Genomic DNA, 13,754 nt, shown 5'->3' with positions numbered 1-13,754 from the left:
TGTGTTTATAGTGGATTAACTTTAAACCAGTACGGCGTTGCCTCGCCTTGCCGTACTATCTGTACTGTCTGCGGCTTCGTCGCCTTGTCCTGATTTAAAGTTAATCCACTATAAATCCATTTTTGCGCCACATCATGCCGCAAGACCGCAAAAAAGACCGCCGAAGCGGTCTTTTTCATCACTTATTTTCTCCCAACCCTATTATGCCAAATCGGCAAACAGAGGCGTAGAAAGATAGCGTTCGCCATAAGAAGGCAGCAGCACGACAATCAGTTTGCCTTCATTTTCAGGCTGTTTGGCAAGCTGCAGCGCGCTCCATACTGCCGCACCGGAAGAAATGCCGACCAAAATACCTTCTTTTTCCGCCATCGCGCGGGCGGTTTCAAATGCCGCTTCGTTCGGAACTTGGGAAACGCTGTCATATACCTTGGTATTCAACACGGTAGGGATAAAGCCGGCGCCAATACCTTGAATCGGGTGCGGACCTTTTTCGCCACCGCTCAACACCGGAGAAGCTTCAGGCTCGACGGCAACGACTTTGACTTCGGGTTTGTATTTTTTCAGCACTTCGCCCACGCCGGTAACCGTACCGCCCGTACCGACACCCGCCACAAAAATATCGACTTTACCGTCAGTATCGCGCCAAATTTCTTCGGCGGTCGTTTCGCGGTGGATTTGCGGGTTCGCCTCGTTATCGAATTGGCGCGGCATGAAATAAGTATCGGGGTGTTCGTCCACCAAGGCTTGTGCTTTTGCAATCGCCCCTGCCATACCTTCGGACGCAGGTGTCAAAATCAATTCCGCACCGAACGCACGAAGCAGCATTTTGCGTTCTTTACTCATGCTTTCAGGCATCGTGATTGCCAGCTTGTAGCCGCGCGCCGCGCACACCATTGCCAAACCGATACCCGTATTGCCGCTGGTCGCTTCCACAATTACAGTATCCTTACCGATTTTGCCCGCTTTTTCGGCGGCTTCAACCATCGCTTCGGCGATGCGGTCTTTCACGCTGCTGCCGGGATTGAAAAATTCCAGTTTGACGGCGACTTCGGCTTTCAAACCTTCAGTCAGACGGTTTAATTTGACCAACGGGGTGTTGCCGATCAGCTCGGTGATGCTGTTTGCAATCTTCATTTTCTACTCCAGATTTTGATGTGATATGACCTGTATATTAAAGACAGGTCGTCTGAAAAACCAATATCGAATGTTTCTTTATTTATAACTTTTGGTTGTTTGGCTTGATGCGTCCTAATGAAGTCCGATTTCTCCGACTATCGCCCCCGTGACTAAAGTCTGCATGACCAAAGCCATCAGCCAGCCCAGTCTGAGTTGCGCTTTACTGAACACCGCCGGCGACTGCTTGGCAATACTTCTACGGTGCAGATAAAAAACCGCCATCATGACAAACTGCAAAACAAACCAATAAACAGGCTTGAGCGCGTACAGTTTCAACAAAGCCGGAAACGTAAAAGCCAAAGAACGGCCCGGCATCAGAAAATACAATATCGCAGCAATCGACACAAAAGCTAAAGTCATCAATACATTGCTGACGGCAAACACGCTCAAAAACGGATGCTGCAAATCCGCCTGCCAAAAATCAGTATCCGCCTGCTTTTTCCAATGAAAAGCAAAGAAAAACACACTGGCAAAAGTCAGATAAAAATGCGGGACAAACAACGGACCGACATGGGTAATCCCCCACATTCCCGGCAAAAGCTGCGATCCCAAAATCGACACGCCCAGCCACAAAACAACTGAAGCCCAAAACCACTGGAACATTTCAGCGCGGAAAATCAATCCAAAAAACACCAGTCCATAAGCAACAACGGCGAGAAAATCCAAATTCGTCCAAATCATGAATACTGCAACTCGCCTTCAAAAACCGTTTGAACAGGCCCGGTCATCAAAACGTCCTCACCATGCGACCAAGTAATAAACAAATCCCCGCCCGGCAGCGAAACCTTCACAGGCACGCCTTCCGCCAACAGCCCCAAACGGACGCCCGCAACCACAGCCGCACAAGCCCCCGTACCGCAAGCCTGCGTTTCACCCACGCCGCGTTCAAATACGCGCAGGCGGATAGATTCCCTATCGACAATCTGCATAAAGCCGACGTTGACACGTTCCGGAAACTGTTCGTGTGACTCAATCGCTTCACCCCAATGGGCTACGGGCGCAGTCTGAACATCCTCGACCACAATCACAGCATGAGGATTACCCATATTCACACAACTGACCTGAACCGTCTCCAGACCGACCATCACCATATGCGTCAAAGCATCATCCGCTTCGTCAGGAACTGGTACAAACGGAATTTCAGACGACGTAAAGCGCGGTTTGCCCATATTCACGGTCACCAAACCATTATCCAACAGCTTGGGAATAATCACACCCTTAGCCGTTTCCACCAAAATTTCCTTTTTATCGGTCAAACCTTTATCCGCCACAAATCGGGCAAAACAGCGCGCACCGTTGCCGCACTGCTCCACCTCTCTGCCGTCCGCATTGAATATACGATAACGGAAATCCACCGCATCGGAAGAAGGCTTTTCCACCAACAGCAACTGATCGAAGCCCACCCCTCTAAAACGGTCGGACCATTCGGCAAGCGGCGCAGTCAGCGGATCAAAATCCTGCCCGATACCGTTTACCACCATAAAATCATTGCCCAAACCGTGCATTTTGGTAAATTTCAAGGTTTTCATTGTTTTTTCCAGAATTCGTTATCGATTAAATAGGGAGCGAATATCCAAATATTCTTAACCTTTTTACTTTGCAGAAAAATCCGTCTGAAGGGTCGTCTGAACAGCATTCTACACTATATATATGCTATATCGCAGATTTTCCCGACTTCATACCGCCATACGCCGATATCCTTATTATCCATACAGTCTTAATGCTTCTTTCTCCCACCTTAATCAAAGCTAACGTCCTCAACCGAATAAAAACGATATAATTCAATAAGAAAGTCGCCACATTCGGCTTTATTTTCATAACATCATTGCCCATCCGAGGCAAAACCACGCCTTTCCGTTACCGTCTGCAATCAGGTTCATACCCATAGCGAGGAAATGCCATGAAACCCTCAATTCCCCTCATCCTTCTCTCTTCCACACTCTGCGCCTGCACCGCCGGCACGCCTGGCATGTCCATCGGTTTAGGCATAGGAACCGGTATCGGACACCATGTCGGACTCGGCACTTCCGTCAACATCCCGATTACCTTAGACAAAAATAAAACCGCCCCAAACAATACAGGCGGCATCAATATTATTGACGAACAAATCGTGACTTATTTCGATACACACGGCAATCCCAGCAACAGCGCCGTCAAGGGCGGCTACTACCGTCAACTGAAAAACAAACGAGGCGATCAATATACCGTACAAGATTTTTACAGCGACAACAGCCGGAAGCGGACAGACCCCTATACCTTAAGCCGCAGCCAACTGATGCAATTCCGCGCTACTCCAAGCGATGGTTCACTCACCACATACGCCTATAACGGCGCAGTAATGCAACACCAAGAGTTCCGCAACGGCAAACTTGTCAACGCCAAATATTAGACAAAATAGCATCCCAACAGGCCAACCACGCCTGTTGCCATTTGCGCCCTATTGGTTTCAAACACAACTATTCACAAAATAAATACTTTTAACATTCAATTATTTGTAATATTACTACGATCCATCTGAAAAATAATATTGACACTTTTTTTTCAGACGCTATAATGCACCCCATTCCCCGATAGCTCAGTCGGTAGAGCGACGGACTGTTAATCCGCAGGTCCCTGGTTCGAGCCCAGGTCGGGGAGCCAAATTTCAAAAGCCTGAATATAATGTTCAGGCTTTTTTGTTTACCAATCCTACTTTGGCTTCTTCAGTTCCAATTCATTTTCCCGTCGATCAAGTTGTTTTCTACAATCGCTATTAATTGCACAAAAGGTCGTCTGAAACCCCAAAATTTGTTTTCAGACGACCTTTTTACAGCCTTTTGTGTGTATCAAACAATACATATAAAATTTATTAAACAGGGGTATATCTAGGCAAAGAATTTATCTCCGTAGCCATCCATTCTTTGGTTGTAATTAACTTAGTCAACTCAACAGGTAGAAATTCCAGATACTCCAACTTCAAATCATTAGCCTTTTGTCGAAATTTTTCCGAAACAATCAAAGAACATTTAGTCTCATGTTTAATATCAAATAAATCGTAATCACAATTATCCAAAATGCTCATCTTGAGTAATTCATCAACTCCATAAACCTGCTCATATTCGCATTCTTTCAGATTTACAACATCTTCTATTTTTAACTTATCTGTTGTCATCGCATGATAAAAACGATTTGATATGATATTTTTTGTTTTCCCATTCATATATTTTACAGGTTTTATTTGTAAAATATTCGTCTTCATTCCCTCTAAACAGCGCATAAATTCTTGGGTAATAATATAAGTGTATTCAGATAAGCTACGTACCGGATAGTCATATTCCCTTAAATTAGAGATTAAAACAAGGTTGTCAGGAAGTATAATTTTTTTACGTTTTCGATTTATCCCCGCATACCAAGAAAGAGAACCATATTCCGCTTTAAAATCGTTCAGTTGGAAGGAGGGGAGCAACTCCTCCGGCAATAGATAATTATTGTAAAACCCAACCCCACATGGAATGTGATGACTGATAGTCAAATAATAAAATTTCATCATTGAAAATCCTAACCCAATCTTCCCAGATATTGGTTTGGCAAAAATGGGGCTGACAGCCTGCTTTTCTCATTCATTTCTAAAACTCCCTTATATCACTAACTAAATACGGTCCGCATCGATTCATCACCACTTCCTCACACATAAATTTAGTCTTATACCCACTAACCTTTTTAATTGGCAACCTTATTTATACCGATATCAGGAATTTTCCATTCTTCTAATAAACCCAGGTCGTCTGAAAGTTTTCAGACGACCTTTTTGCTTTTTTATTTCGACCAGCCGCCGCCCAATGCCTTATACAGCGACACCAGCATCTGCGCCCTTGCCAGCCGCGCCGCAATCAGGTTTTCCTGCATTTGGCCTTCGGCGATATGGGCTTTGAGGGCGACATCCAGCGTTTTGTAGCCGTTGCGAAACATTTTTTCCGTATCGGCCGCGTGGCGTGCCGCCTGATTATGGGCGGTTTGCAGCAGTTCGGTTTGGAGGCTTAACGATTCCACGCCTTGATATGCGCTGTCGACTTCGCCCAGCGCGTTCAGAAGCCGTTTGTCGTATTCCAGCAATGCCGTCTGAAGGCGCGCGTCGGCGGCTTTGATATTAGCCTTGATGCGGCCGTTGGTGAACAGCGGCGTCTGTATGCCCACCGACAACAAACTTGCCCAGCCGGTCAGCGAACGGTCACCGTCCACACCGATGCGCCCGCCCTGCCCCATAAAGCTGATGGTGAAACGCGGCAGCAAATCGGCTTTGGCACTGGCGAATTTGGCGGCGTAGGCATTGACTTGCGCCGCCTGCGCGCGCAGGTCGGGGCGACGTTCCAGCAAACCTTGCGGCGTCTGCCCGCCCGGCGCGGAGGGTTGGCGCGCTAACACATCGGCAGACGATTCGGGCAGCGTAAACGTCTGTGGCACATTGCCGGTCAACACGGCGATACTGCGCACATAAGCGGCGTATTCCGCCGCTATCGTGGCGCGTTTGGCTTCCGCTGCGGTCAGTTGCACTTTCGCCTCGTTCACTTCATAGCCGCTGACATGTCCCGCCTTAAACCGACCTTCGATGTAGCGCACCATCCGCCGAAAAGTGGTAACGGTTTGGTCGGCGGTTTTCAGACGGCCTTGCGCCGCACGCGCTTTGAAATAATTGTCGGCAATATCGCCCGCCACCAGCATTTGCGCGCCATACGCCAGCTCTTGCTGCCCGAGTGCGGCATAACGGGCGGCATCGGCATCGCTGCGTTTCTTGCCAAAAATATCCGGCTCCCACGAAGCGGTCAGTCCGCCGTACATACTGGTGCCTGTGGACTCGATAGTATCGCCGTTTAAAGACGAGGCCTGCGGATAACGCGAGAGCAACGCCTTGGCATTGCTGTCGAGCGGGTTATCCATTTTGCTGTAATTCGCCCCCACCTTGCCGCTCAGTCCGACGGTCGGCCCCAAATCGGCACGCGCCGCCCCCGCCACGGCACGGGCTTCGTTCAGACGGCTGACGGCGATTTTCACATCATGCCCCTGCGCCAAACCCTGCGCGATTAATCCGCTTAATACAGGATCATTCCACTGCTGCCACCACGCCCCGATGTCCGCATTGCCCTTCGCCTCCGCATCCTGCGTAAACGCCTGGGGTAATTGAACCTGACTGTTTAACGGAACTTCTGTGTTTTTACAGGCGGCAAGCGCCAAGGCTGCGGCAATACACAATAAATGGATTTGATTGAATTTCATTGTATTTTCCTTTTTGAAAAGGTTTTAGCGTGCCGTGTTGGCGAAATTTGCTTCGCTCGTTTTCAGCGTGCGCAGCCTCTTGACGGGGCAACCTTTCAGACGACCTTTCAGAAGATTTTTTTGCGAAACCTAGAAACCTGAATGTAAGCCTGCGGCTTACTGCCCTCTCCCTAACCCTCTCCCACGGGGAGAGGGGACAAATTGGTTGAAACCCTAATAAGGAGAGGGAACAAATTGGTCGAATCCCTAAAAATGGTTGGGTTTCAGCATCCTCAATCTCCTCTCCCACGAAGAGAGGAGACAAAATTGGCGGGAAACCCAAAGCATGGTTGGGTTAATGAGGCATTAGATTTTCTTTCGAAAAATATGGGTATCAAAAAAACCTTGAGAATTGGTGGCTAGACAAACCGTACCCTATCGAAGCTAACGCCTATAATAAATAGTCCGTATCAAGCATGGCAAGTTCACAGGACTTGCGCCCGGTTTCACGATATAAAGCCTATATTCATGATAAACAGCAGGACGAAACCCATCGACTAGGTCGTCTGAAATCCAATTTCGCTTTTCAGACGACCTTGTGCCGTAAATTAATTCTGCAAATACAATGTTGCTTACCGCACAACAGCTTTTCCTACCGTTACGCCTTCTATACATCCTTCTCATGACAAGGATGCTACAATTGGCATATTTTTACCGTTATCGGACAGGTGTTTTATGCAGTATTTCTGCCTACTCATCCCCATCCTCATTGGCTATTTTCTTGACGAAATGACCGTCGGCGTCATTTTCGGCTCTATTTTATGGTTGTTTGCGCGGGAACTCGGCAAACCGCGTCAGGAAGAACATGATGCGAAACTGCAAAATCTGGAAAAAGAAATCGAGTTGCTGAAGCTGCGTTTGACGGCTTTGGAACAAGAAACCGTTCATGATAAAGCAGAAGTCGGGCAGGCTAGGAAACTGCGCGCTGTTTTGTCCGAACATGCCGACGATATTCAGACGCCCCCTGCGCCGCTTCATGAGAAGGTTGAACCTGTCGCAACTGCGGACAATGCGCCTGTCGAGCCGCACATTGAGCCGGTTGCCTCCCCCTCTTTTTCTACCCCTGTTTCCGCCGAACCTTCCGTGCAGCCCGAACCTGCTCTGTACGCAGACAGCGTAGAAACACCTGCCCAAGTTTCCGCTATTCAAGAAGACGAACACAAACAAGACGCGCCTGTCCTGCAAACGTCGTCTGAAAACGAAGTGCCGATGTCGTCTGAAAATACATCAGAAAACATCGACACCGAATCTCGTGAAACCGTTATCCATAAAGAGGAAGGTTTCGATTTCAAATTCTCCGAAAATCCCATTGTTGCTTGGTTCCTGCGCGGCAATCCGCTGCTGAAAACCGGTATCGTGGTGCTGTTCCTCGGCTTGGCGTTCCTCTTGCGCTATGCCTCCGAACGGATTTATGTGCCGGTAGAAATGCGTTACCTGACCGTGGCAGGCGCGGGTCTGGCGGCGGTTATCGGCGGCTGGAAGCTGCAAAGCCGCAAACGCGAATACGGCTTGGTGTTGCAAGGCTTCGGCGTGGCGGTGATGTATCTGACCGCTTTGGCGGCATTGAAACTGCATCCGCTGCTGCCCGCGCCGATCGTGTTCGTGCTGATGGTGGCGATGGTCGTATTGATGGCGTTGCTGGCGATCAGGCAAAACGCGCAGATTATGGCGCAGGTCGCCTTGGTCGGCGGTCTGGCGGCGCCCATCCTGGTATCGGACGGCAGCGGCAATTATTTGGTGCTGTTCTCCTACCTTTCCCTGCTCAATGCCGGCGTAGCGGCGATTGCTTGGTTTAAGGCATGGCGGCCGCTGAACCTGACGGGTTTCGCCGGAACCTTCTCCATCGCCGCGTTGTGGGGCATGCAAAGCTATACGCCGCAGCATTTCGCCACCACCGAGCCTTTCCTGATTTACCACTGGCTGCTCTACACCTTCATCGCCTATCTGTTCGCCCGCCGCAAGCTGACGGAAAGCCGCGAAGACACGCTCGCACCCGTTGCCGACAATGCGACGCTGGAAGAAATTTGGAACAGCATCTGCTCCCACGGCCTGCGCGTCCACGTCCTCGACCATACTTTATTGTTCGGCACGATGGCGGCGGCGTTCGTACTGCAATACCGCATGGTGGAACACTGGCCGTCTGCGGACGCATTCTCCGCGCTGGGCTTCGCCGCCGTTTACGGACTTGCCGCGCTGATGCTGAAACGGCAACAGGGTTTGTACATCCTGCGTCAGGCATTTTTCGCCCTGTCGCTGCTTTTCCTCACACTCGCCGTTCCGCTTCACTTTGAACGCGGCAACACCGTCATTCTATGGACGGTAGAATCCGCGCTCGTGTATTTCTTCGGACTGCGCCAACAGCGTCCGCATATGCGTTTGGGTGCGCTCGTCGTGTATCTGCTGGCGGCGCTGACCCAACTGAGCGGTTATCAGGAGGGAGGATCCACCATCCTGCAAGGTCAATGGTTTACCACCCTGCTGACCCTGTTCGGCGGCGCGGCAATTTACCTGCAATGGCATCTCTACCGCCGTAAAGGCTCGGCACACTGGGAACACACGCTTCAAAACGCAACCCTCTGCGCCGCCCTGCTCTACACATCCATCCTGCCTTTACTGTTTTTCGCGGAACGCGGCAGCATCATCGTTTTCTCTGCTTTGGTGGCGGCTTGGGCGTTCTGCCGAGGCAAAGGCAAGTCGGACGTGTTCAGCACATTCGCCTTGGGCAATGCAATCTTTATCCTGCTCTTCCAAGCCTCGATTAATAATGAATCCAACGGCTTCCTGACACACTGGCACCTCTTTGCCGCCGCGCCACTGCTGTTTGCTGCCGCCTACATGCTGCAATATTTGCGTGTCCAAACCGAAGTCTCTGAAAGCCAAAACACACAAGACCAACCCCTCCCATTCTCACGAATTGCAGGCTGGGCTGTCCTCGCTATCGCCCTGATGTTGGGCGGCTTCGCCACCTATACCCAATGGACGGGCGAAGAAACCCTGTTCATCGAGCTTTGGGCATTGCCGATATTCACCGCCTTGCTGTTGCTTGCCAACCGTTTGAACTGGAAAGAGCTTTTTCAGACGACCTTGGCATTCCTGCCCCTGTTTGCCCTGCACTTCATCGGCTATCACCTCGAACACCTATGGACAGCCGCCGCAGCCCTGCCGCTTGCCGCCGCCACCGTGTTGAACTTCGTCATCCTGAATAACCGCCAAACCAATGCGCCTATCGGCTTGCACAAACTCAACATCATCCTGATCGGCATCCTTTGGTCGCTTTGGGCAGGAATGTATGTCGGCGATCGTCTCGACGGCGTTTGGTCGCAGCTCTCGTGGCTTGCCGTACCGCTGATCATGTGGGTCGTCCTCCATACGCAGCGGCAGCGCGGCTTTTTCAGACGACATCAAGCCGCCTATCAGCATTTCGCCCTGCCGATAGCCGCCCTTGCCGCCGCAAGTTGGATGATATGGACGAACTTCTCCACCCCGTTCCAACCCGCGCCCTTGCCGTATATCCCGCTGCTTAACCCGCTGGAGCTCGCCTGCGCCGGAATGCTGTGGTTTGCCCTGAAGTCCCTGCCCGAAGCCCTGCCTGCAGAATACCGCCGCGTGAACGCGCCCGGCGTCGCCGCCCTCGCATTCATGGTCATCAGCGCGGGCGTGATGCGGCTGTGGCACTTCTACGACGGCATCACTTGGAGCCTCGACATCATGCTCCAATCCTTCGGCCTGCAAGCCAGCCTCTCCGTCGTGTGGGCGGTTACCGCCATCATCCTGATGGTGTACGGCAACCGCCGCAAACTGCGCCCCTTCTGGATGACCGGCGCGGCGCTGATGGCCATCGTCGTCGTCAAGCTCTTCCTCATCGAGCTTTCCAACAGCGGCGGCATCGCCCGCATCGCCTCCTTCATCATCGTCGGCGTGCTGCTGCTCTTGGTCGGCTGGTTCGCGCCCGTTCCGCCCAAAGCGATGGAAAACGAAGAGGACAAAGCATAGCCCAGTCCCAAAGAAAAGGTCGTCTGAAAACCGACAGCAAGTTTTGCTAGAATATTTTCAGACGACCTTCAGGCATCCCGAATCCAACCCGACATGGCAGAAAATCCGACCACTTTTGTCAGGCCTGCTTCAATCTAAGCGTGCTTTACCGATTATTGATGGATTAAAATACACATACAAAATGAAACAGTCTAAAGAGGAGATGAAAAATGCCCAACCGCAGCGAACTTCCGTTGATTTATTCCTGTTCCGGATGTTCTGACGTAGCGCAACTTGCCAACAATACCGCCGTAGCACTCGATCACGCCGGCGAATTTGAAATGTCGTGCATTTCCGGCGTAGGAGGCAAAGTTGCACCTTTGGTACGCAAAGCGCAGTCCGGCAGGCCGATGCTGGTCATCGACGGCTGCCATCTGCATTGCGCCAAGTCATGTTTGGAAAACGTAGGCGTCGAGATTTCAGAAGAACACCACGTCAAACTCTATGACTTGGGCTACAAAAAGCGTTTTGGCAAAAGCTATGACGAAGCGGCGGTAGAAGAAGTCTATCAATATGTCTTAACTAAAAAACACGATGTGTTGAGCAACTAGCCACCTTTCCCCCAAGCAATCCGTCTGCAAAACCTTCGACACAAACCCGAACGGATGACAACCGTTTCAAAACAAAGGTCGTCTGAAAACCGATAGCAAGTCTCGCTAAAGCGTTTTCAGACGACCTTTTTTAATAGGGAGAACGTTACCGCCCGATTGCCAACTTGTTCAATATCTTGAAGGGAAAAAACAATTGCTGCCTAGACGGTACAGCGGCTTACAGGTTTCAACTTCATGCTCAATATTATAAAATCCATCACCTTCCCGACATCCGCACCGCCCCATGAACTACGCCCTAGATGCCCTATGGTGGAAACTCACCACCCCGTCCGTCCGCGCCCTCGCCACCCTGCTGACCGCCCCGCCGCTTTGGCAAAGCGGCTGCGAATTGAGCGTCCGCACACTATTGGGCGAACACGGCTTCCGCTATCTTTTGGATTTGGACGGCAATCCCTCCCCCTTAGACGACTATCTCGCCGAACACGCCCCCTTCGGCAACCGACTCGGCATCTACGCCGAACGCCTGCTCGCATTTTGGTTCGCCCACGCGCCGCATACCGAATTGCACGCCTATAACCTGCCCGTGTTTTCAGACGACCTCACGCAAGGCGCCGCCGATTTCATCGCCTCCATCAACGGCAAACCCTATCATATCGAACTGACCTGCAAATATTACGGCAGCGGCAGCGGCAAATCCGCAGACCTGTGCGGACTCAATTCCAAAGACACCCTCGCCGCCAAAGCCGCCAAACTGCCCCGCCAACTCGCCCTGCTTCAATCCCCCGAAGGCAGCGAAACCCTGCGGCAAAACCGCCTCCCCGACGCGCCGCAACCCGCCTCAATCATACGCGGCATCGGCTTTTTCCCCGTCGGCGCAGATTCCGCCGAAGCCCCGCTGAACCCATACTGCTGGCGCGGCGTCTTTATCCGAGACTGGTCGGCATATCCGACCATCGAGGGCGCACGCTACCACCTCATCGACCGCATGGCATACCTTGCCCCCGCCCGTGTCACCGAGACGCAAACCCTGTCCGACCGAGACGTCCGCCAAATTGAAAGCGGCTTAATCGCCAAACTCGAATTGCGCCCCGACGGCTTTTGGCATGAAATCGAACGCATCATGAAGGTCGTCTGAAACCCGATTCAACGTTTTCAGACGACCTTTCCAGTATAATCCAAGCCTTTCCCCCGATTGCGAACCCACCATGACCCCGATCCAACTCGACCATACCGCCAAAGTTCTGGCTGAAATGCTGACTTTCAAACAGCCTGCCGATGCCGTTTTGTCCGCCTACTTCCGCGAACACAAAAAGCTCGGCAGGCAAGACCGCCACGAAATCGCCGAAACCGCCTTCGCCGCCCTGCGCCATTATCAAAAAATCAGCGCCGTCCTGAGCCGCCCGCATGCCCAGCCGCGCAAAGCCGCGCTTGCCGCGCTCGTTCTCGGCAGAAGCACCAACATCAGCCAAATCAAAGACCTGCTCGACGAAGAAGAAACCGAGTTCCTCAGCAGCCTCAAAGCGCGCAAAACCGAATTTTCAGACGACCTCCATACCGCCGCCGAATTGCCGCAATGGCTGGTGGAGCAACTGCAAAAACATTTTAGCGACGGAGAAATCCTCGCCTTCGGCCGCAGCATCAACCAAGCCGCGCCGCTCGACATCCGCGTCAACACGCTCAAAGGCAGACGCGACAAAGTGCTGCCCCTGCTTCAAGCCGAAAGCCCCGATGCAGAAGCCACGTCCTATTCCCCTTGGGGCATCCGTCTGAAAAACAAAATCGCCCTCAACAAACACGAATTGTTTTTAGACGGTACGCTTGAAGTCCAAGACGAAGGCAGCCAGCTCCTCGCCCTGCTTGTCGGTGCCAAACGCGGCGAAATCATCGTCGATTTCTGCGCCGGCGCAGGCGGCAAAACCCTCGCCGTCGGCGCGCAAATGGCAAACAAAGGCAGAATCTACGCCTTCGACATCGCCGAAAAACGCCTTGCCAACCTCAAGCCCCGCATGACCCGCGCCGGACTGACCAACATCCACCCCGAACGCATCAGCAACGAACACGACAGCCGCATCGCCCGCCTGACCGGCAAAGCCGACCGCGTCTTGGTCGATGCACCCTGTTCCGGCTTAGGCACGCTGCGCCGCAATCCCGACCTCAAATACCGCCAGTCGCCCGAAACCGTCGCCAAACTTTTGGAACAGCAACACAGCATCCTCGATGCCGCCGCCAAACTGGTCAAACCGCAAGGCAGGCTGGTTTACGCCACTTGCAGCGTATTGCCCGAAGAAAACGAAATGCAGGTCGAACGCTTTTTGAAAGAACACCCGGAATACGAACTCCTCGACTGCGCCGAGCTGCTCGCCGGTTTGAAAATCGATTTGGACACTGGCAAATACCTGCGCCTCGATTCGGCGAAACACCAAACCGACGGATTCTTCGCCGCCGTTTTGCAACGCAAGGAATAAATGTTCAAACAAGGCGTAAACACACGAAAGGTCGTCTGAAAACCTGATACTATAGTCAATTAAAATTAAAATAGGACAGTAGCGCATCGTCAAATCGGGCGTAATCAGACAATACGGTTCGCAGATACCGCTTAATATTCGCCCACACCTTCTCAATCGGGTTGAGCTCAGGTGAATAAGGTGCAAGAGGCAATACCTTATGTCCCCATTTTTCCGCCATTTTCCGTAAGACACCCATACG

The 13,754-nt window shown here is 51.7% G+C and carries 11 protein-coding genes and 1 tRNA gene; 6 read left to right on the top strand and 6 right to left on the bottom strand.

The genetic code is table 11. The annotated features are described in order from the left end of the window. Positions 1-201: 201 nt before the first annotated feature. The 3 genes from cysK to dapF all read right to left on the bottom strand — a co-directional run bounded on the left by cysK (position 202) and on the right by dapF (position 2,705). On the bottom strand, positions 202-1,134 hold the full coding sequence (cysK, locus tag HMPREF1051_RS12390) for a cysteine synthase A (RefSeq protein ID WP_003769224.1): 933 nt from the start codon (positions 1,132-1,134) through the stop codon (positions 202-204). 114 nt (positions 1,135-1,248) lie between these two features. Continuing rightward, positions 1,249-1,857 (bottom strand): hypothetical protein, encoded by a 609-nt coding sequence (locus HMPREF1051_RS12385; protein WP_003769226.1) that lies wholly within the window; start codon positions 1,855-1,857, stop codon positions 1,249-1,251. After that, on the bottom strand, positions 1,854-2,705 hold the full coding sequence (gene dapF / locus HMPREF1051_RS12380) for a diaminopimelate epimerase (protein WP_003769236.1): 852 nt from the start codon (positions 2,703-2,705) through the stop codon (positions 1,854-1,856). Before dapF ends, HMPREF1051_RS12385 begins: the two co-directional genes overlap by 4 nt. A 371-nt stretch (positions 2,706-3,076) precedes the next feature. Here dapF and HMPREF1051_RS12370 point away from each other — a divergent pair, with 371 nt between their 5' ends. Both HMPREF1051_RS12370 and HMPREF1051_RS12365 read left to right on the top strand, forming a co-directional pair. Next, a complete protein-coding gene (locus HMPREF1051_RS12370) occupies positions 3,077-3,565 on the top strand; it encodes a hypothetical protein (RefSeq protein ID WP_036493320.1) in 489 nt (162 codons plus the stop codon). Positions 3,566-3,740: 175 nt separating this feature from the next. Further along, a tRNA-Asn gene (locus tag HMPREF1051_RS12365) sits at positions 3,741-3,816 on the top strand. Positions 3,817-4,024: 208 nt separating this feature from the next. Here the strand turns inward: HMPREF1051_RS12365 and HMPREF1051_RS12360 are convergent. Both HMPREF1051_RS12360 and HMPREF1051_RS12355 read right to left on the bottom strand, forming a co-directional pair. Further along, complete coding sequence (locus HMPREF1051_RS12360) at positions 4,025-4,705, bottom strand: hypothetical protein (protein ID WP_036493318.1); 681 nt, start codon at positions 4,703-4,705, stop codon at positions 4,025-4,027. A gap of 266 nt (positions 4,706-4,971) precedes the next feature. Then, complete coding sequence (locus HMPREF1051_RS12355) at positions 4,972-6,426, bottom strand: efflux transporter outer membrane subunit (protein WP_003769223.1); 1,455 nt, start codon at positions 6,424-6,426, stop codon at positions 4,972-4,974. Between the two features lie 714 nt (positions 6,427-7,140). Between HMPREF1051_RS12355 and HMPREF1051_RS12350 the strand changes: the two genes are divergently transcribed. The 4 genes from HMPREF1051_RS12350 (at position 7,141) to HMPREF1051_RS12335 (ending at position 13,513) form a co-directional block, all read left to right on the top strand. Further along, positions 7,141-10,458 (top strand): DUF2339 domain-containing protein, encoded by a 3,318-nt coding sequence (locus HMPREF1051_RS12350; protein WP_003769227.1) that lies wholly within the window; start codon positions 7,141-7,143, stop codon positions 10,456-10,458. A 209-nt stretch (positions 10,459-10,667) separates the two neighbouring features. Then, positions 10,668-11,048 carry a putative zinc-binding protein gene (locus HMPREF1051_RS12345; protein ID WP_003757884.1) on the top strand — a complete coding sequence of 127 codons (381 nt, stop codon included), beginning with the start codon at positions 10,668-10,670 and terminating at the stop codon, positions 11,046-11,048. Between the two features lie 283 nt (positions 11,049-11,331). Further along, entirely contained in the window at positions 11,332-12,183 is an 852-nt protein-coding gene (locus tag HMPREF1051_RS12340) for a DUF1853 family protein (RefSeq protein ID WP_003769225.1), read from the top strand. Positions 12,184-12,253: 70 nt separating this feature from the next. After that, positions 12,254-13,513, top strand: coding sequence for an RsmB/NOP family class I SAM-dependent RNA methyltransferase (locus HMPREF1051_RS12335; RefSeq protein WP_003769229.1), 1,260 nt, complete (start codon positions 12,254-12,256; stop codon positions 13,511-13,513). A 55-nt stretch (positions 13,514-13,568) separates the two neighbouring features. Here the strand turns inward: HMPREF1051_RS12335 and HMPREF1051_RS12330 are convergent. Beyond that, positions 13,569-13,754, bottom strand: a 186-nt coding sequence (locus tag HMPREF1051_RS12330; protein ID WP_196794306.1) for a transposase, incomplete at its 5' end; no start/stop codon positions are given.

The organism is Neisseria sicca VK64, from assembly GCF_000260655.1.
In the GTDB taxonomy this organism is placed as follows: Bacteria; Pseudomonadota; Gammaproteobacteria; order Burkholderiales; family Neisseriaceae; genus Neisseria; species Neisseria sicca_B.
The sequence above is the reverse complement of the archived record's forward strand: the minus strand, read 5'-3'. Positions and strand labels throughout refer to the sequence as shown.

What these genes read in the sequence shown, in the direction of transcription:
- cysK (WP_003769224.1), bottom strand. Translation starts at nt 1,134, where the DNA reads ATGAAGATTGCAAACAGCATCACCGAGCTGATCGGCAACACCCCGTTG.
- HMPREF1051_RS12385 (WP_003769226.1), bottom strand. Translation starts at nt 1,857, where the DNA reads ATGATTTGGACGAATTTGGATTTTCTCGCCGTTGTTGCTTATGGACTG.
- dapF (WP_003769236.1), bottom strand. Translation starts at nt 2,705, where the DNA reads ATGAAAACCTTGAAATTTACCAAAATGCACGGTTTGGGCAATGATTTT.
- HMPREF1051_RS12370 (WP_036493320.1), top strand. Translation starts at nt 3,077, where the DNA reads ATGAAACCCTCAATTCCCCTCATCCTTCTCTCTTCCACACTCTGCGCC.
- HMPREF1051_RS12360 (WP_036493318.1), bottom strand. Translation starts at nt 4,705, where the DNA reads ATGATGAAATTTTATTATTTGACTATCAGTCATCACATTCCATGTGGG.
- HMPREF1051_RS12355 (WP_003769223.1), bottom strand. Translation starts at nt 6,426, where the DNA reads ATGAAATTCAATCAAATCCATTTATTGTGTATTGCCGCAGCCTTGGCG.
- HMPREF1051_RS12350 (WP_003769227.1), top strand. Translation starts at nt 7,141, where the DNA reads ATGCAGTATTTCTGCCTACTCATCCCCATCCTCATTGGCTATTTTCTT.
- HMPREF1051_RS12345 (WP_003757884.1), top strand. Translation starts at nt 10,668, where the DNA reads ATGCCCAACCGCAGCGAACTTCCGTTGATTTATTCCTGTTCCGGATGT.
- HMPREF1051_RS12340 (WP_003769225.1), top strand. Translation starts at nt 11,332, where the DNA reads ATGAACTACGCCCTAGATGCCCTATGGTGGAAACTCACCACCCCGTCC.
- HMPREF1051_RS12335 (WP_003769229.1), top strand. Translation starts at nt 12,254, where the DNA reads ATGACCCCGATCCAACTCGACCATACCGCCAAAGTTCTGGCTGAAATG.